This is a genomic window from Arthrobacter sp. (assembly GCF_031179985.1).
GTDB lineage: Bacteria > Actinomycetota > Actinomycetes > Actinomycetales > Micrococcaceae > Arthrobacter.
In genome coordinates this window covers 193539-210671 of record NZ_JAPSHJ010000001.1, presented here as the reverse complement: position 1 = coordinate 210671, position 17133 = coordinate 193539, and the positions used below count along the sequence as shown (strand labels likewise).

Here is a 17133-nt window from a genome sequence, read left to right as displayed (position 1 = left end):
CCGCGCTAAATTGCGTCGGCTAACATCACACCTCTGAGAGAGCCTTTGCAGCATCCCGCACCTTGATCAGCGTGCGAAGGTTACGTGTGGTGGTGGTCGATTTGTAGCGGGCTTTAGCGGATACTTTGCTGACCGGGCTTTCGAGGGTACCCCCTGCGGGAGCCAGCCAGGCCAGGGCCTCCGGGCCCAGCCGCTGGACGCCGTTTCCGTCGGTCTCCCCGCCTTCAAGAGTTACGGCGGCTGTGACCATGTCGTCGAGCATTGCCGGATCCGATGACAGCGTGACGTAGCTGTGGGTGCTTTTATCGTCTGCTGGATAAGGGCAGGCCTGCACAAGATCCGCCACCCGTTGGCAAGTCAAAACCACCACCCAGGCGTCATAGCCGAAGGCCTCCCGCAGGCAGGCCTCAAATTGCTTCTTTAGGGATGCCGGGTCCAGATCGCTGGTCAGCACAACGTTTCCGCTGGCCAGGAGCGTCTTCACGTTTTTGAACGAACACTGCTTAAGGGCCTTTTGGAGATCAGCCATCTTGATATTGATGCCGCCCACATTGACGCCGCGGAGGAAGACTGCGTAGCTGGTCATCTTGCCAGCGTACTGCCGGCGCAAACTGTACCTGAGCACATCGGGCAGCCGGTTTGCTGTCAGTCGTTGGTCTTGCGGAGGGCATCAGTCAGGAGGCGGGCAGCGTTGCACACCACTTCGGCGTGGAGCCTCCCGGGCTGGCGCGTTAAGCGCTCAATCGGGCCGGAGATGGAAACCGCGGCAATCACCCGTCCTGACGGTCCGCGGACGGGAGCCGAAACTGAGGCGACACCAGGCTCGCGTTCACCCAGGCTCTGACCCCAGCCCCGCCGTCGTACTCCTGCGAGGACTGTGGGCGTGAAGCGGGCTGACTGGAGACCTTCAAGAAGGCGGTCATGGTCCTCCCACGCCAACAGGACCTGGGCAGCAGATCCGGCTTTCATGGACAGCTGCGTGCCAACGGGGATGGTGTCGCGGAGCCCGATGGGGCGTTCGGCGGAGGCGACGCAGACGCGCCAGTCGCCCTGGCGGCGGAAGATCTGGGCACTTTCGCCGGTGGCATCGCGCAGTTGCATGAGTACGGGGCCGGCGGAAGCTATCAGGCGGTCCTCGCCAGCAGCGGATGCGAGCTCAACCAGCCGGCTGCCCAGGACAAACCTTCCCTGGATATCCCGGCTCACCAGCCTGTGATGGACAAGGGCAAGAGCGAGCCGGTGCACCGTTGGCCGCGCCAGTCCCGTAGCCGCCACAAGCTGCGCCAGGGTGGTGGGTCCGGCCTCCAGTGCGTCAAGCACATGGGCCGCTTTATCGATGACACCGACTCCGCTAGAATTGTCCATGTACTGATATTGCCGTCTCATTATCTGAGATGCAAATCTTTGGACTGGCTTATTACAGAGGTCTGCTGATTCAGTGGATATTAACAGCCAACAGCACTGAAGGGAGATGGCCATGGCAAAGACATTGGCCGAGAAAGTCTGGGACGCGCACGTGGTGCGCAAAGGCGACGGCGATGGCGCCAACGCTCAGCCGGACCTTCTTTACATCGACCTTCACCTCGTCCACGAAGTGACGTCACCGCAGGCCTTCGAAGGCCTCCGGCTGGCCGGCCGCAAGCTGCGTCGCCCCGACCTCACTATTGCCACCGAAGACCACAACACGCCGACACTGGACATCGACAAGCCCATTGCCGACCTCACCAGCCGGACCCAGATCCAGACCCTGCGGAACAACTGCCAGGAATTCGGCGTCAGGCTGCATTCCCTCGGTGATGCCGAGCAGGGAATCGTGCACGTCGTTGGCCCGCAGTTGGGCCTGACCCAACCCGGCATGACGGTTGTCTGCGGTGACTCCCACACCTCCACCCACGGGGCTTTCGGCGCACTTGCAATGGGTATCGGCACGTCTGAGGTGGAACACGTCATGGCCACCCAGACCCTGTCGCTGAAGCCGTTCAAGACCATGGCCATCAACGTCGAAGGCACCCTGAAGCCGGGCGTTTCCGCCAAGGACATTATCCTGGCGGTCATCGCGAAAATCGGTACGGGCGGCGGGCAGGGCTACGTCCTGGAGTACCGCGGCTCAGCCATCCGGGCGCTTTCGATGGAAGCCCGGATGACCATCTGCAACATGTCCATCGAAGCCGGCGCGCGCGCGGGCCTGGTGGCTCCGGACGAAACCACGTACGCCTACATGAAGGGCCGCCCGCACGCTCCTCAGGATGCCGAGTGGGACGCCGCCGTCGAGTACTGGAACACCCTGCTGACGGAGGAAGACGCGACGTTCGACGCCGAGGTGGATCTCGACGCAGACACACTGGAGCCGTTTGTTACCTGGGGCACCAACCCGGGCCAGGGTGTATCCCTGTCGTCCAAGGTCCCGTCTCCCGAGGATTTCGGCGACGAAAACGCCAAAGCGGCGGCCGAACGTGCCCTGCAGTACATGGGACTGACAGCCGGAACGCCAATGAAGGAAATCCGGGTGGACACCGTGTTCCTGGGTTCCTGCACCAATTCACGCATGGAGGATCTCCGTGCCGCTGCGGACATCGTCCGCGGGCGCCAGAAGGACCCCAACATCCGCATGCTCGTGGTGCCGGGATCCGCCCGGGTGCGGCTTGAAGCCGAGGCTGAGGGTCTGGACAAGGTCTTCAAGGACTTCGGTGCAGAGTGGCGCTTCGCCGGCTGCTCCATGTGCCTGGGCATGAACCCCGACCAGCTGGAGGTGGGGGAGCGCTGCGCTTCGACCTCCAACCGGAACTTCGAGGGCCGGCAGGGCAAGGGCGGCAGGACGCACCTCGTTTCGCCCGTAGTGGCCGCCGCTACCGCTGTCCGCGGAACCCTCAGTTCCCCGTCGGATCTGGACCCCGCTCCGGATACCGCAGCCATCCGCACCGACGCCGCCTAGGAGTATCCATGGAAAAGTTCACCACCCACACCGGAATTGGCGTCCCGCTGCGACAGAGCAATGTGGATACCGACCAGATCATCCCCGCGGTTTACCTCAAGCGCATCACCAGGACCGGTTTCGAGGACGCCTTGTTCTCAGCCTGGCGCAAGGACCCCTCCTTCATCCTGAATCAGGCTCCGTTCAACGCCGGCTCCGTACTTGTTGCCGGCCCCGACTTCGGTACCGGTTCCTCCCGAGAGCATGCTGTCTGGGCGCTGAAGGATTACGGCTTTAAGACAGTTCTCTCTTCACGCTTCGCTGACATCTTCCGAGGCAACTCCGGCAAACAGGGTCTGCTCGCGGCCGAACTCGCCCAGGATGACATCGAACTCATCTGGAAGGTCCTCGAGAACGCCCCGGGCACCGAGGTGACTGTCGACCTCGTTTCCAAGACCGTCACCTGCGGTAACGTCGTTGCACCCTTCGACATTGATGACTACACGCGCTGGCGGCTCCTGGAAGGCCTGGATGACATCGGGCTGACCCTTAAATACGAGGAACACATCACCGCCTACGAAGCCACCCGGCCCTCGTTCAAACCCAAGACCCTGCCTGCACGGCTGTCCTGAGCGTACTCTCAAGAGCGGTCTCGGGAGGTCGCGATACTGCCTCCGCGGGACGCTGCACAGCGCCTGTATTTCGGTTCGGAACAGCGAACTCATATGCTTAGCGGGAGCCTTTGGAAGTATTGGGGGGCGAGTAATCGTGAGGAAACCGGTAAATGAGTAGTGTTCTGACAATCCGCGGAGGCGTCCCGCTTACAGGCCGCGTCACCGTCCGCGGGGCCAAGAACCTCGTCCCCAAGGCGATGGTTGCGGCCTTGCTGGGCAACGAGCCGTCCCTGCTGCGGAACGTTCCTGAAATCAAGGACGTCGAGGTTGTTACCAGCCTCCTGCAGCTGCATGGCGTCACCGTGGACAAGGATCCCGTCACCGGCGATCTCACCTTGGACCCCAAGGATGCCAAGACGGCCTCCAGCACCGCTATCGATGCCCACGCGGGGGACTCGCGCATCCCCATCCTGCTCTGCGGACCGCTGATCCACGCGATTGGCGAGGCCTTCATCCCCGACCTCGGCGGCTGCAAGATCGGCGACCGGCCCATTGACTACCACCTCGACGTGCTCCGGCAGTTCGGCGCTGTGGTGGAGAAGCGGCCCGGCGGCATCCACATCTCTGCCCCCCGGGGCCTGCAGGGAGCAAAGATTTCCCTGCCTTATCCCTCGGTAGGCGCCACAGAGCAGGTTCTGCTCAGCGCAACGCGAGCTGAAGGCATCACCGAGCTCTCGGGGGCGGCCACCGAACCTGAAATTGTGGACCTCATCGCCGTGCTCCAAAAAATGGGCGCCATCATCAGCGTTCAGACGGACCGGACCATCCGTATCGAGGGCGTCCGTGACCTGGGCGGTTACAACCACCGCGCTCTCTCGGACCGCAACGAGTCGGCGTCGTGGGCCTCGGCGGCACTGGTGACACGAGGCGATATCTTCGTCGAAGGTGCAACACAGCGCGACATGATGACGTTCCTCAACACCTACCGCAAGGTTGGAGGAGGCATGGACATCGGCGAGGACGGCATCCGCTTCTATCACCACGGCGGCAAGCTGAGTCCCCTGGTGCTGGAGACCGACGTGCACCCCGGCTTCATGACCGACTGGCAGCAGCCGCTGGTCGTAGCACTCACCCAGGCCGAGGGCGTGTCCATCGTCCACGAGACCGTGTACGAAAACCGCTTCGGCTTCACTGATGCACTCCTCCGCATGGGCGCCAACATCCAGGTGCACCGGGAGTGCCTGGGCAGCGTCCCCTGCCGCTTCGGGCAACGCAACTTCCTGCACTCGGCCGTTATCTCCGGTTCCACCCAACTCAAGGGAACCGACATCGATGTTCCCGATCTTCGCGGCGGCTTCAGCCACCTCATCGCAGCCCTGGCCGCGACCGGAACGTCGCGTGTCACCGGCATCGACATCATCAACCGGGGCTATGAACGGTTCACCGAAAAGCTCGCGGGCCTGGGCGCCGATTTCGACATCACTGCAGTTAAGTAGCGGGGGCTCCCTTTGAAGGAAACGGCCAAGAGCCATGTCACGTTCGTGATTATCGCCGGCATCGCACGGAGCCTGCTGAACGTCATGATGGACAAGAAATGGGAGGGCACGGAGAAGCTTCCCGCAGGCGGCTTCATCGCTGCGCCCAACCACTGCACCGAAATCGACCCCCTCATTGTGGGGCACATGCTCTACAACCAGAAGCGGGCACCGCACTTCCTCGCCAAAGCGAGCCTATTTAAGGTCCCCGTCCTGGGCTGGATTCTGCGGGCAACCAAGCAGATTCCGGTGGAACGCTCGACGGCGGGAGCGAACCGCTCGCTGCAGCTCGCCCAGGAGATTGTGGCCGAAGGCGGAGCTATTGTCATCTACCCCGAAGGAACCCTCACCCGGGACCCGGCGTTCTGGCCCATGAAAGGCCACACCGGGGCGGCCCGCCTGGCTCTGGAGGGCGGGATCCCCGTGGTTCCCATAGCCCACTGGGGCGCGCACGAAGTTTTTCCGCGCTACGCCAAAAGCTTCCACCTTTTTCCGCGGAAACGTTCGCGGCTGGTGGTTGGGCCGCCGGTTGACCTCAGCGCCTTCGAAGGCCGCCCCCTGGACAAGGCAACATTGACCGCAGCCACCGAAGCGATCATGCAGGACATCACAGCCTTGCTGGCGGGGCTACGCGGTGAGGAGCCGCCGGCCGAGCGCTGGGATCCCTCGGCCCACAACCAGTCCAAGCATGGCCGGAAGATGCACAAGAGCGCCCCGGAAACGATTGCCGACGGCGGCACCGCTCCCCGGAGCAGCCCGACAGAGAGCGACCTGACGGATCCTTCCCGGGGTCTGGAATGACCGAGCAGGACACCAAACCCGGTTCGGCACTCAGCGTGGCCGTCCTGGGTGCAGGCTCCTGGGGCACCACCTTTGCGAAGATCCTGGCTGATGCCGCCACTGCATCCGGCGTCGACCGCAGCATCCGTATCTGGGGCCGTCGCCGTGAGGTCGTGGAGGAGATCAACGCAGGCCACCGCAATCCGCAGTACCTCAAGGATGTCGAATTACCGGCAAGCATCACGGCGTCCATGGATGTGGATGAGGTTCTGGCCGGCGCTGACCTGGTGGTGCTGGCTGTGCCTGCGCAGACACTGCGGCCACAGCTGAGGAGCTGGAAACACCTTGTCGGTGCTGATGCGATGGTGGTCTCACTGATGAAGGGCCTGGAGCTGAGTACAGATGCCCGCATGAGTGAAGTCATTTGCGAGGAACTGGGGATTCCGGCCGATCGGATAGCAGTGGTTTCAGGGCCAAACCTTGCGATGGAGATCGCCCGGGAAGAGCCCACCGCCTCGGTTGTGGCTTGTTCCGACGCTGCTGCCGCCGGCTGGATCGCGCGCACCTGCACTGCCCCGTATTTCCGTCCCTACACCACAGGCGACGTCGTCGGCGTCGAAATCGGCGGCATTGTGAAGAACGTAATCGCGCTGGCCGTAGGCATCTGCGAAGGCAAACAGATGGGTGACAACACCAAAGCGTCTGTTATCACGCGTGGACTGGCCGAGACTTCACGTCTGGCGCTTGCCTTGGGCGGCGAGGCCAAGACAATGGCCGGGCTGGCAGGTTTGGGTGACCTTGTGGCAACGTGTTCCTCGCCGCTGTCAAGAAACCATACCGCCGGCCGCTTGCTGGGGGAGGGTCTTTCCCTCGGCCAGGTAACTGAGAAAATGACACAGACGGCCGAAGGGATCAAATCCGGCCAGGCTGTTCATGAACTGGCAGGAAAACTGGGCGTTGATATGCCCATTACAGCGGCCGTGGTGGCCGTCCTTGCCGGAAAGATGTCCGTTGACGAACTGGGACCGCGGCTGCTTGCCCGGGAACTGAAACCCGAAGGCGATTACTGACTGTGTCGGATGAGAATGTAGAAGTCGCGGGCAAGCCGCGCCGCCCCCGCGTCGTTGTGCTCTTCGGTGGACGATCCAGCGAGCATGCCGTCAGTTGCGTCACCGCCGCCGGGGTGCTGGGTGCCATTGACAAGGATAAATACGACGTCATTCCCATCGGCATCGCCAAGACAGGCCAATGGGTGCTGACGTCCGCAGATACAAGGCAATGGTCGCTGTCCTCGTCATTGATACCGGAGGTCGAGCCGTCGCCCAGTACCGTCACGCTGGCCGAGATCGGCGGCGAGCACCAGCTCATTGTGGCCGCACCGAACCAGATCCCGCAGGAACTCGGGACTGTTGACGTCGTGTTCCCCGTCCTACATGGGCCGTTTGGCGAGGACGGGACCATCCAGGGGCTCTTGGAGCTTTCTGATACCCGCTACGTCGGGGCCGGGGTGCTGGCTTCAGCCGTGGGCATGGACAAGCACTTCATGAAGGTTGTTTTTGAGGCCGCCGGGCTTCATGTTGGACCGTACGTGGCCGTGACAGACCGCCAGTGGCTCACTGACCCGGAGTCGGTGCGTAAACGCGTCGACCTGCTCGGATTCCCCGTCTTTGTGAAGCCGGCCCGGGCAGGCTCCTCCATGGGCATTTCCAAGGTGGACTCCCTCGAAGGGCTGGATGCCGCCATCGAGGAGGCACGCCGCCACGATCTCAAGCTTGTTATTGAAGCAGGAATCGTCGGGCGGGAGATCGAGTGCGCCGTGCTTGAGGGCCGTGGAACCCAGCCGCCGCGCACCTCCATGCCCGGCGAAATCTCAGTTGCAGGGGGCGGTCACGAATTCTACGACTTCAATGCCAAGTACGTTGAGGACGATGCTGCGCAGCTGAGCTGCCCGGCAGACATCCCGGAAGAAGCCATCGCCCGGGTCCGGGAACTCGCCGCCGCAGCCTTTGACGCCGTAGGTGCCGAAGGCCTGAGCCGCGTGGACTTCTTCTACACTCCCGACGGCGACATCATCATCAATGAGATCAACACGATGCCCGGCTTCACCCCCAAGAGCATGTACCCGCAGATGTGGGCCGCGTCAGGGTTGAGCTATCCGGCCCTCATTGACGAACTGATCTACTTGGCCCTCCACCGGAAAACGGGGCTCCGCTAGTCCCCACCGGCACCCTAACCTCGCTCCGCTTCGGCCAGGGAACCCTGCCGGCGTGGGCCCAGGCGGCACCCTGACCTCGCTCCGCTTCGGCCAGGGAACCCTGCCGGCGTGGGCCCAGGCGGCACCCTAACCTCGCTCCGCTTCGGCCAGGGAACCCTGCCGGCGTGGGCCCAGGCGGCACCTAGCTGGTTGGCGGCAGGTTCTGCAAATCTTCCTTGCCCACGCAGTTGCGGTTTGCGGGGATCTTTCCTGCAGCGCTGGCAAGATCAGCCAACACCGTTGCCGAGGAGATCTTTTCGGGATCCATCAGGATTTCTGTCGCGGGTTCCCGGCCGAACGTGGTGAGCGTGTAGACCGGGTCCCCTTCCTTGATGACCCAGTCGATGCCGTTGACGCTGACACATCTGTCAGTGGTGGGTCCCGGCGGGTTGACACCGCACCGGAGGATGACACGCGAGGGATCTCCCCACGCCGCTGTCGCCTGGCTGTTCGTCTTGCGCAACGGGGCGTCCCCGATTGCCTCGGGAAGGGCCACCATCATGGGTGCACACGCTGGATTGGCGGCATCCTTCGCCGGGGCGACATCTACGACGGGAGAGCAGGCTGTGAGCGAAAGCGTGCCAGCGGCCAGAATGGCGAGGAGGCGGATCCGGGGTGAGGTGACCGTTGAGTTGGGCCGAAGCATCAAACAAGCCTATCCTGCGGCGGCCGCCCAGTGATGCCGGCGGCCCGCGATGTCCTCCCCCGCGATAGCGTAGTGCCGTGCTTGAAACTCCGCTGACCGTTGCTGACCTAACCGAATCCGGGCTGCTTGCCCGGATCTTCCCCCGCCTCAAAAGCGCTCCCGAGGCCCGCGCCCTGCTGCTGCTCGGCCCTGGCGACGACGCCGCAATCGTCGGCAGTCCCGACGGACGTACCGTACTCAGCATCGATACCCAGGTCCAAGACCAGGACTTTCGCCTCCAGTGGCCCAACGGCCACGCGAGCACGGGGTACGACGTCGGCTGGAAGGCCGCTGCCCAGAACCTCAGCGACATCAATGCCATGGGAGCCCAGGCAACCTCCATGGTGGTGAGCCTGACGCTTCCCAGGGAAACCCATGTGTCCTGGGTCGAGGATTTTGCGGACGGATTGTCGGCCAGCATCCGTGAACTGGGAGCACTCCGCTGCTCAGTTGCGGGCGGGGACCTTGGCCGGGGGCGTGAACTTGCGGTTACCGTGGCCATACTTGGGACCCTGGATGGCAGGGACCCTGTGCTGCGGTCCGGTGCCGCTCCGGGGGACGTACTGGCGCTTGCCGGCACCGTCGGGCGGGCCGCGGCAGGCCTTGCCATTCTGGAGTCAGGACACAGCATGTCATCACTGGCCCCGGGCCTGCGTCAGATCGTGGACGCCCAGTGCCGCCCCTTTCCTCCTCTGGCTTCGGGGCCGTTGGCGCTGGAGGCGGGGGCCTCGGCCATGCTCGACGTCTCTGACGGGCTCGTCAAGGATGCCGGCCGGATGGCGGAAGCCAGCCAGGTGATCGTGGACCTTGATCTTGAGTCCTTGAAGCTCCTGGCGGCCCCATTGGCTCCCGCGGGGCGGCTGCTTGGAAGGGAGCCGCTTGAGTGGGTCCTGGGCGGTGGCGAGGACCACGGCCTGCTTGCAACCTTCCCCGCTGGAGTTCAGTTGCCCAGGGGCTTTGCTGCGATAGGCTCAGTGCAGGCCCTTGCAGGAAACAACAGTACGGGTGTCAATATAGCGGGCCGGCCCGCTGACCTTGTGGGATGGGATCACTTTGCAGACTAAGATTGCCGCGAACGCGCAAGCGATGAAGCGGTGGTTGAGCAAGGCAGAAACAGCCCTTGGAAACCACAGCGACCGACTCAATGCGATCAATATCTTTCCGGTCGCAGACGGCGACACCGGCACCAACCTGTATCTCACCGTCCGTGCCGCGACTGAAGCCCTTGGCGGATGGGGCAACGGGGCCAAGGCCGGTCCATCCCAGACCGTCCTGCGCGACTCAGGGGCTCCCCTCCACGGAACCGGCGTCCACGGAACTCCCGTCCACGGAGCTGCCGGACACAATGATGTTGGGGCCGTGCTGGCAGTGGCAGGCCAGGCGGCTATGGAGAAAGCACGCGGCAACTCCGGAACCCTGTTTTCGGTGTTCCTCTGCGCCGCCGCCGAACCTCTGGCCGGGCACACACGGCTCAGTTCCCCTCTGCTGGCAGCTGCCCTGAACAGGGCACAGATCAGGGCGTGGACTGCGCTCAGTGATCCGGTACCTGGCACCATGCTGTCCGTGATCGAAGCCGCTTCCCGGGCAGTCTCCGCCGTCGACTCGGCTCTGAACGGGGACGACAGCAATCATGCCCTGGGCCTCGCCCTCGACGCCGCCGTGCAGGCTGCATTGGAAGCGGTGATCCGCACTGAATCACAGCTGGACGCCCTGCAAGCGGCCAAGGTCGTAGATGCCGGGGGAGTCGGTATGCTCCTGATCCTGGACTGCCTGCGCTCGGCTGTCCTGGGGGAAGAGCTGCAAAGCGAACTTCTGGATGGCTTGCACGGCTACGACGTCCAGGATCCCCATATCCACACTTCCATGCCTGATGACGACGGCGTGGAAGTCATGTGCACCATCAACCTTTCGCCGCTGGATGCAGCCACTCTGCGGCAACGCCTTGACCAGATGGGCGACTCCGTCATCATGAGCCAGCTGGGCCATTCTGCAGACACGGACGGCAAGTACCGCTGGCGTGTCCACGTTCATGTAAGGGAAGAGGCGCCCGCCGTTGCCGTAATCCGCGCACTGGGTGAGCCTACTGAAATCTCCATCAGCGAGCTGGCACAGGCGCGGAATGTTGAGGTCGGAGACTATAACGGGCATGAGCGCTGAGCTGGACCTTGCCCTGGAGCGCCGCATCGGAAAGCGCTCCGCGGCTGTCATCGAGAAGCACCTCGGTATTGCCACTGTCGGTGAACTCCTCAATTACTTCCCCCGCCGCTATCTGAGCAGGGGGGAGCTGACACCTATCAGCGAGGTGCCCCTGGACGAGGACGTCACGCTGATTGCGCGAGTGGTCTCCAGCAGCACGCGTGCCATGAGGGCCCGCCGTGGTTCCTTGACCGACGTCGTCATTACCGACGACGCCGGGGCCGCTACCGGGACAGGTGCCGCTTCCGGCGCCCGGGCGGGAACGCTCAAGATCAGCTTTTTTAACGGATACAGGGCCAAGGCAGAGCTCCTTCCGGGCCGGCGGGCCATGTTCTCCGGGAAAGTCACCATGTTCGGGGGGACGCTGGGGCTGACCAATCCAGACTTTCTCCTGCTGGACGAGGACCCCGATGCTCCAGGCCTGGACCCGGAGAAGCTGGCGGCAATGCCCATTCCCGTCTATCCGGCCACTGCCAAACTGACCAGCTGGTCCATCCAGAAAGTGATCTCCACGCTGCTCGACACCGTTGATCTGGGCGACCTTGAGGACCCGCTACCAGCCGAGATCACGGCCAGGGAACATTTCCTTCCGGTCGGTGAGGCCTACCGTCTGATCCATGCCCCGGAGACGCAGCCGGACTGGCAGCGGGCCAGGGACCGCCTCCGGTTCCAGGAGGCACTGGTCCTTCAATCGGCGCTCGCCCGGCGGCGCGCCCAGCTCGCCGCCGAGGAAGCTACGGCGCGGAGGCCGGTACCCAATGGCCTGCTGGCAGCCTTCGACCGGCAGTTGCCCTTTACTCTTACCGCCGGCCAGGCCGCCGTCGGAAAGACACTGTCCGGTGAGCTGTCGCAGGACAGCCCGATGAACCGGCTCCTGCAAGGAGAAGTCGGCTCTGGAAAGACCATCGTGGCCTTACGCGCCATGCTGCAGGTTGTTGACTCCGGGGGGCAGGCGGCTTTGCTCGCACCTACTGAAGTCCTCGCCGCCCAGCACTTCGAGTCAATCCGCCGGACGCTCGGGCCCTTGGTCCGCGACGGTCTCCTTGGAGGCGCGGCGGCGGCCACGGGCATCGACGGGGTCCAGCTAACCCTGCTGACGGGATCAATGCCCACTGCCGCGCGAAAGCAGGCCATGCTCGATGCAGCCTCCGGAACGGCCGGGATCGTCATCGGCACCCACGCGCTGCTCAGTGAGAACGTCTCGTTCTACGACCTGGGCCTGATTGTGGTGGATGAGCAGCACCGTTTCGGAGTCGAGCAGCGCGATGCCCTCCGCGCCAAAGCCCGCAAGCCGCCACACCTGTTGGTCATGACAGCCACCCCCATCCCGCGGACCGTGGCCATGACCGTTTTCGGAGACCTGGAAACGTCTGTCCTCGACGAGCTCCCCGCCGGGCGTGCCCCGATCTCCACGCACATCGTCGGCCTCGCCGAAAACCCCGCGTGGGCAGCAAGAATCTGGTCCCGCTCCCGCGAAGAGATCGACGCCGGTCATCAGGTATATGTGGTGTGCCCCAAGATCGGCACGGACGACGACGGCGACTTCAGTCCTGGTGAGGCGGAGCCGTCCGGGGCGGAACCGGAAGGTGACTCGACCGGACGCGAACTGGCCTCGGTGACCGCCGTCGTCGAACATCTCAAGGAGGAACCTGCCCTCGCAGGGGTGCCACTGGCGCCCCTTCATGGCAGGCAGGATCCCGGTGTGAAGTCTGAGACCATGGCGTCTTTCACCGCGAATCAGGTCAAGCTCCTCGTCTCCACCACGGTCATCGAGGTCGGAGTCGATGTCCATAACGCGACGCTGATGGTGATCCTTGATGCCGACAGGTTCGGTATTTCGCAGCTCCACCAGCTCCGCGGGCGCGTTGGCCGCGGCGGACTGCCCGGTACCTGTCTACTGGTGACCACCCTGGAACCCGGGCATCCAAGCCGTCGCCGGCTGGACGCCGTCGCAGCGACCACCGATGGCTTTGAGCTGTCGCAGGAGGATCTCAAACTCCGCCGCGAAGGCGATATCCTCGGAGCCTCGCAGTCTGGTGGCCGCTCCACATTGAGGCTGTTGAGGGTGCTGGAACATGAGGATGTCATTGCCCGCGCGCGGCAGGACGCCCAGCGCATCGTCGGCCTGGATCCGCAGCTGTTGACCCATCCTGTCCTGGCCTCAGCCATCGACGAATACCTGAACCCCGAAAAGGAGGCCTTCCTTGAGCGAGGCTAAAACAAATGCCGCCATGGCAGCCGGCCCGCGCTCCGGGGGACCGGCTTGAGCCGGGTCGTTGCCGGCGTGGCCGGCGGGACACCCCTGGTCAGCGTCCCGGGTTCGTTGACACGGCCCACCACGGACAGGGTCAAGGAGGCATTGTTTTCCCGACTGGAGGCCTTCGACGTCATCGCCGGGGCCAGGGTTCTGGATCTCTATGCGGGTTCCGGATCGTTGGGCGTAGAAAGCGCCAGCCGTGGTGCTGAAGCCGTAGACCTCGTGGAATTCGATGCGAAGGCAAGCGCCGTCTGCCAGCGGAATGCGGACATGATCAACACAGCGCTGGGCGGCAAGAACGTCTCGGTTCACAGGTCAAAGGTGGAGCCGTTTCTTGAACGGGCAGAGGCGGGAGTTCTATGGGATCTGGTGTTCCTGGATCCGCCCTATCCGCTGGATGAGGGGGCCCTCGCCGCTGTGCTGGAGAAACTGTCCGGACATCTCGCCGACGCTGCCGTGGTGGTGGTCGAACGATCGTCACGGACCCCCGAACCCCAATGGCCTGCCTCAATGGAGCGATTTGCGGAACGCAAATACGGCGAAACCAAGCTGTGGTTTGCTGAACCCTCGGCCCGGGAGTAGAGCAAGCGGCTGATCCGGTCAGTTGAGCGCGTCGAGCTCCACCCCGGCCAATACGTTCGCCGGATGAGGGCCACGGGAATTGAGGGACGCCGTCCACTCCTCCGGCCAAGGGTCTTGCGTTCCCACCAGGACAATGTTGCCGGGGTAGCGCCCGGCGAACATCCCGGCCTCAGCCGTTGCTGCAACCGTCTGGAATACCCCGCGCATGGCTGCAACCTGACTCCGGACGAGGCTTAGCCCGGGTTCGTCACCCACGTTCACGATGAGGACTCCTCCCGGAGCCAGTCGATCAGCAGCCTCTCCGTAGAATTCGCTGCAGGCGATATGGGCGGGGGCTTCGGGGCCGGAGAAAATGTCCAGGATGATGATGTCGAAACTGAGTCCGGCCGGAAGATCGGCAAGGGACTCGCGGGCGTCCCCAACAATCGCAGTCAAATCAGTCCCTTCAGGCAAAGGAAGGTGCTGGAGCACAAAGTCCAGCAGTTCCCGTTCCAGCTCCACTGCATACTGGCGGGAACCGGGCCGGGTGGCCTGAATGTAGCGGGCCAGGGTGAGGGCACCTGCGCCAAGGTGCAGCGCGTGGACGGCCTGGCCGGGAGGGGCGGCGAGATCCACGACGTTGGCGATCCTCCGCAAGTACTCATAAAAGACCTCATGGGGGTCCGCGAGGTTGACGTGGGATTGCTCCGCACCGCCGATGCTGAGGACGTAGCCGCCTTGAGTGTAGGCATCCGGCTCTATGCTTGCGTGTTTTCCGATGCCCTGGAGGAACCGCGCGGCCGGCGGGCCGCTGCGGCTGATCATCAGAGCCTCTCCCGCAGCGTCGCCAGGCGGGCGGCGGCTTCTTCGAGGACTGCCGTTTTTTTGCAGAAGGCGAAGCGCAGGAGGCTCCGGGTGCGCTCTGCACCTTCCGGGTGGCAGAACACCGGAACGGGTATGGCAGCAACGCCTACAAGCGCCGGCAGCCTCCGGGCCAGATCCACGGCATCGGAGATTCCCAACGGGGAGGTGTCGACATTCACGAAATATGTTCCCCGCGGCGTGAACACGTCCAGGCCTGCGGCCCGCAGTCCCTCGCTGAGGATGTCACGCTTGCGCTCCAGGCTTTTGGCGATCCCTGTGTAGAAGTCATCGGGAAGGCCGAGCCCTACAGCAATGGCGCCCTGGAAGGGAGTGCCGGAGCTGTAGCTCAGAAACTGCTTCACTGTCCGGATGGCGGAGACCAGGTGTTCTGGGCCGCTGAGCCACCCGATCTTCCAACCGGTGAACGAAAAAGTCTTGCCGGCGGAGGAGATAGTGACGGTGCGCTCCGCGGCACCGGGAAGGGTGGCGACGGGAATGTGGGGAACATCGAAGGTCAGGTGCTCGTACACCTCATCCGTGACGATGACGGCATTGTGCCGGGCTGACAGTTCGACGACGCGCTGAAGTACTTCACGGGGAAACACAGCGCCAGTGGGGTTGTGCGGATTGTTGATCAGCACCACCTTGGTCCGTTCCGTGAAGGCTTCCTCCATTAATGCAACATCGGGCATAAAGTCCGGTGCGAGGAGGGGCACGGTGGTATGAGTGGCCCCCGAGAGGCCGATTATTGCGCCGTAGGAGTCGTAGAACGGCTCGAACGTAAGGACCTCGTCCCCCGGTTCCACCAGTGCCAGCAGGGTGGCGGCTATACCTTCCGTGGCTCCGGTGGTGACGATTATCTCAGTTTGGGGATCAGGCCGAAGCCCGTAGAACCGTCCCTGGTGGACGGCAATGGCTTCCCGAAGCTCCATTGTTCCCTTACCCGGGGCATATTGGTTGGCACCTGCGGCGATGGCAGCCTGCGCCGCAGCCTTAATCTCGGCTGGGCCGTCCTCGTCCGGAAACCCCTGCCCGAGATTGATGGCACCGGTCTTCACCGCGAGGGTGGTCATCTCTTCGAAGATCGTGACGCCAAGGGAACCATCGGCGGCCAGCAAATTGGCTCCGGTGGCGGCCCGCTGCCAAGGGGAAGGAGTTGTTCGGGTCACGTGCTTCCTGTCTGTGCTCATCCCGGTTTATCCCGGGCTTATCCCCGGCTGAATCGCGCGTCCTTGCGGTGCTGTCATGGTATCCCGCTCCGCCCATGGGGTAGGTTCGGAATATGCGACGCGCAGTATGCCCAGGTTCCTTTGATCCCATCCATAACGGCCACCTGGAGGTCATCGCCAGGGCGGCCGGGCTTTTTGACGAAGTCATCGTGGCCGTCTCCACGAACTATGCGAAAAAGTACCGTTTCACGCTCGAAGAACGCATCGATATGGCACGGGAGACACTCGCGTCACTGCGCGGGATCGTGGTTGAGCCGGTAGGGGACGGACTGTTGGCTGAGTACTGCCGCAAGCGGGGTGTGTCCGCCATCGTCAAGGGCCTGAGGTCCTCCTCGGACTTTGACTACGAACTGCCCATGGCCACAATGAACCGGCAGCTAAGCGGTGTGGAGACTGTCTTCCTTCCCGCTGAGGGACATTACCTCCACCTGTCCTCTACCTTGATCAAGGAAGTCGCCTCCCTGGGAGGCAATATCTCGGAGTTTGTCCCCAGATCGGTCCTGAAACGGATGCTTGCTGGCGAGTCTTCAGCAGAAGGATCGCCCAGAGGGTAAGCTCTATCGGTACACATCGCCAGACGACTGTGGCATTCATCCGACCGGCAAGCGCTGCATGCAGCGGTTCAGCCCTCAGTTTGAGTCCACACCACCCATCAGGCTAAGATGGTACGTCGGTCATATGTTCAACAGGAGTTCTCATAAAACGAGATGCTAGTTCGCCCTTGGTGTTTGACGTCAAGGACCTCGGACGCAGTCCGGGAAGCATGCGGACACTGACGGAGCATGTACCTGCACCAAGTGATCTTGGTGTAGCACTCATTGGCGTTCAGCAAGGTTCGGATATCGAACTGGACCTGAGGCTTGAGGCCGTACACGAAGGAATTCTGGTATCAGGAAATGTCATCGCCGAAGTTTCCGGTGAATGCGGCCGATGCCTGGATCCCCTTGCGTATGACCTTGAGGTCAATGTGCAGGAACTTTTCTTCTACGAGGGCGCTCAGTTCTCTGACGGAGAAGACGATGAAGAGCAACGTCGAGTCGAGCACGATCTGATCGATCTTGAACCGGTGTTGCGGGACGCGGTGATTACCATGCTGCCGTTCCAGCCGGTGTGCCGGGAAGACTGCCAGGGCCTGTGTTCCGAATGTGGAGCGCGCCTGGAAGACGAGCCGGGGCACCACCACGAGGTCGTAGATCCTCGCTGGGCTGCCCTAGCTGATCTGGCTAAGCCTGACCGGCAAAATTGAT

At 63.2% G+C, this 17133-nt stretch carries 16 protein-coding genes and 1 pseudogene; 12 read left to right on the top strand and 5 right to left on the bottom strand.

Annotated elements, in window-relative coordinates; genetic code table 11:
- Window positions 1-25 precede the first annotated feature (25 nt).
- Together RIN13_RS01065 and RIN13_RS01060 are read right to left on the bottom strand one after the other, a co-directional pair.
- Window positions 26-586: a DUF1697 domain-containing protein gene (locus RIN13_RS01065; RefSeq protein WP_309105468.1), complete on the bottom strand. Its 561-nt coding sequence runs from the start codon at window positions 584-586 to the stop codon at window positions 26-28.
- Window positions 587-645: 59 nt separating this feature from the next.
- Complete coding sequence (locus RIN13_RS01060) at window positions 646-1365, bottom strand: IclR family transcriptional regulator (RefSeq protein ID WP_309105467.1); 720 nt, start codon at window positions 1363-1365, stop codon at window positions 646-648.
- A gap of 112 nt (window positions 1366-1477) precedes the next feature.
- On the opposite strand from RIN13_RS01060, the gene leuC reads away from it, so the two are divergent.
- The 6 genes from leuC to RIN13_RS01030 all read left to right on the top strand — a co-directional run bounded on the left by leuC (window position 1478) and on the right by RIN13_RS01030 (window position 8055).
- On the top strand, window positions 1478-2932 hold the full coding sequence (gene leuC / locus RIN13_RS01055; RefSeq protein ID WP_309105466.1) for a 3-isopropylmalate dehydratase large subunit: 1455 nt from the start codon (window positions 1478-1480) through the stop codon (window positions 2930-2932).
- Between the two features lie 8 nt (window positions 2933-2940).
- Complete coding sequence (gene leuD / locus RIN13_RS01050; protein ID WP_309105465.1) at window positions 2941-3543, top strand: 3-isopropylmalate dehydratase small subunit; 603 nt, start codon at window positions 2941-2943, stop codon at window positions 3541-3543.
- 152 nt (window positions 3544-3695) lie between these two features.
- Complete coding sequence (gene murA / locus RIN13_RS01045; protein ID WP_309105464.1) at window positions 3696-5021, top strand: UDP-N-acetylglucosamine 1-carboxyvinyltransferase; 1326 nt, start codon at window positions 3696-3698, stop codon at window positions 5019-5021.
- 12 nt (window positions 5022-5033) lie between these two features.
- Window positions 5034-5861 (top strand): lysophospholipid acyltransferase family protein, encoded by an 828-nt coding sequence (locus tag RIN13_RS01040; protein WP_309105463.1) that lies wholly within the window; start codon window positions 5034-5036, stop codon window positions 5859-5861.
- The gene (locus tag RIN13_RS01035) at window positions 5858-6910 is read left to right on the top strand and encodes an NAD(P)H-dependent glycerol-3-phosphate dehydrogenase (protein ID WP_309105462.1); all 1053 of its coding nucleotides are present in this window, start codon (window positions 5858-5860) and stop codon (window positions 6908-6910) included. The genes RIN13_RS01040 and RIN13_RS01035 overlap by 4 nt, the downstream gene beginning before the upstream one ends.
- Window positions 6907-8055, top strand: a complete 1149-nt coding sequence (locus tag RIN13_RS01030; RefSeq protein ID WP_375164638.1) for a D-alanine--D-alanine ligase family protein — start codon at window positions 6907-6909, stop codon at window positions 8053-8055. The genes RIN13_RS01035 and RIN13_RS01030 overlap by 4 nt, the downstream gene beginning before the upstream one ends.
- A gap of 181 nt (window positions 8056-8236) precedes the next feature.
- Here RIN13_RS01030 and RIN13_RS01025 read toward each other — a convergent pair whose 3' ends face one another.
- Complete coding sequence (locus RIN13_RS01025; protein WP_309105460.1) at window positions 8237-8740, bottom strand: DUF3515 domain-containing protein; 504 nt, start codon at window positions 8738-8740, stop codon at window positions 8237-8239.
- A 77-nt stretch (window positions 8741-8817) separates the two neighbouring features.
- Here RIN13_RS01025 and thiL point away from each other — a divergent pair, with 77 nt between their 5' ends.
- The 4 genes and pseudogenes from thiL to rsmD form a co-directional block, all read left to right on the top strand.
- On the top strand, window positions 8818-9843 hold the full coding sequence (gene thiL, locus RIN13_RS01020; protein ID WP_309105459.1) for a thiamine-phosphate kinase: 1026 nt from the start codon (window positions 8818-8820) through the stop codon (window positions 9841-9843).
- Window positions 9844-9865: 22 nt separating this feature from the next.
- Window positions 9866-10936 carry a DAK2 domain-containing protein gene (locus tag RIN13_RS01015; RefSeq protein ID WP_309105504.1) on the top strand — a complete coding sequence of 357 codons (1071 nt, stop codon included), beginning with the start codon at window positions 9866-9868 and terminating at the stop codon, window positions 10934-10936.
- Window positions 10926-13193 (top strand): ATP-dependent DNA helicase RecG, encoded by a 2268-nt coding sequence (locus RIN13_RS01010; RefSeq protein ID WP_309105458.1) that lies wholly within the window; start codon window positions 10926-10928, stop codon window positions 13191-13193. Before RIN13_RS01015 ends, RIN13_RS01010 begins: the two co-directional genes overlap by 11 nt.
- A 33-nt stretch (window positions 13194-13226) precedes the next feature.
- Window positions 13227-13814, top strand: a pseudogene (rsmD, locus tag RIN13_RS01005) (16S rRNA (guanine(966)-N(2))-methyltransferase RsmD); the annotation flags it as partial.
- 18 nt (window positions 13815-13832) lie between these two features.
- Here the strand turns inward: rsmD and RIN13_RS01000 are convergent.
- The gene (locus RIN13_RS01000) at window positions 13833-14618 is read right to left on the bottom strand and encodes a fused MFS/spermidine synthase (protein ID WP_309105457.1); all 786 of its coding nucleotides are present in this window, start codon (window positions 14616-14618) and stop codon (window positions 13833-13835) included.
- Window positions 14618-15847, bottom strand: coding sequence for an aminotransferase class I/II-fold pyridoxal phosphate-dependent enzyme (locus RIN13_RS00995; RefSeq protein WP_309105456.1), 1230 nt, complete (start codon window positions 15845-15847; stop codon window positions 14618-14620). Before RIN13_RS00995 ends, RIN13_RS01000 begins: the two co-directional genes overlap by 1 nt.
- A gap of 92 nt (window positions 15848-15939) precedes the next feature.
- Between RIN13_RS00995 and coaD the strand changes: the two genes are divergently transcribed.
- Together coaD and RIN13_RS00985 are read left to right on the top strand one after the other, a co-directional pair.
- Entirely contained in the window at window positions 15940-16440 is a 501-nt protein-coding gene (coaD, locus tag RIN13_RS00990) for a pantetheine-phosphate adenylyltransferase (RefSeq protein WP_309105455.1), read from the top strand.
- Window positions 16441-16607: 167 nt separating this feature from the next.
- On the top strand, window positions 16608-17132 hold the full coding sequence (locus RIN13_RS00985) for a YceD family protein (RefSeq protein WP_309105454.1): 525 nt from the start codon (window positions 16608-16610) through the stop codon (window positions 17130-17132).
- The last annotated feature ends 1 nt before the right edge of the window (window position 17133 follow it).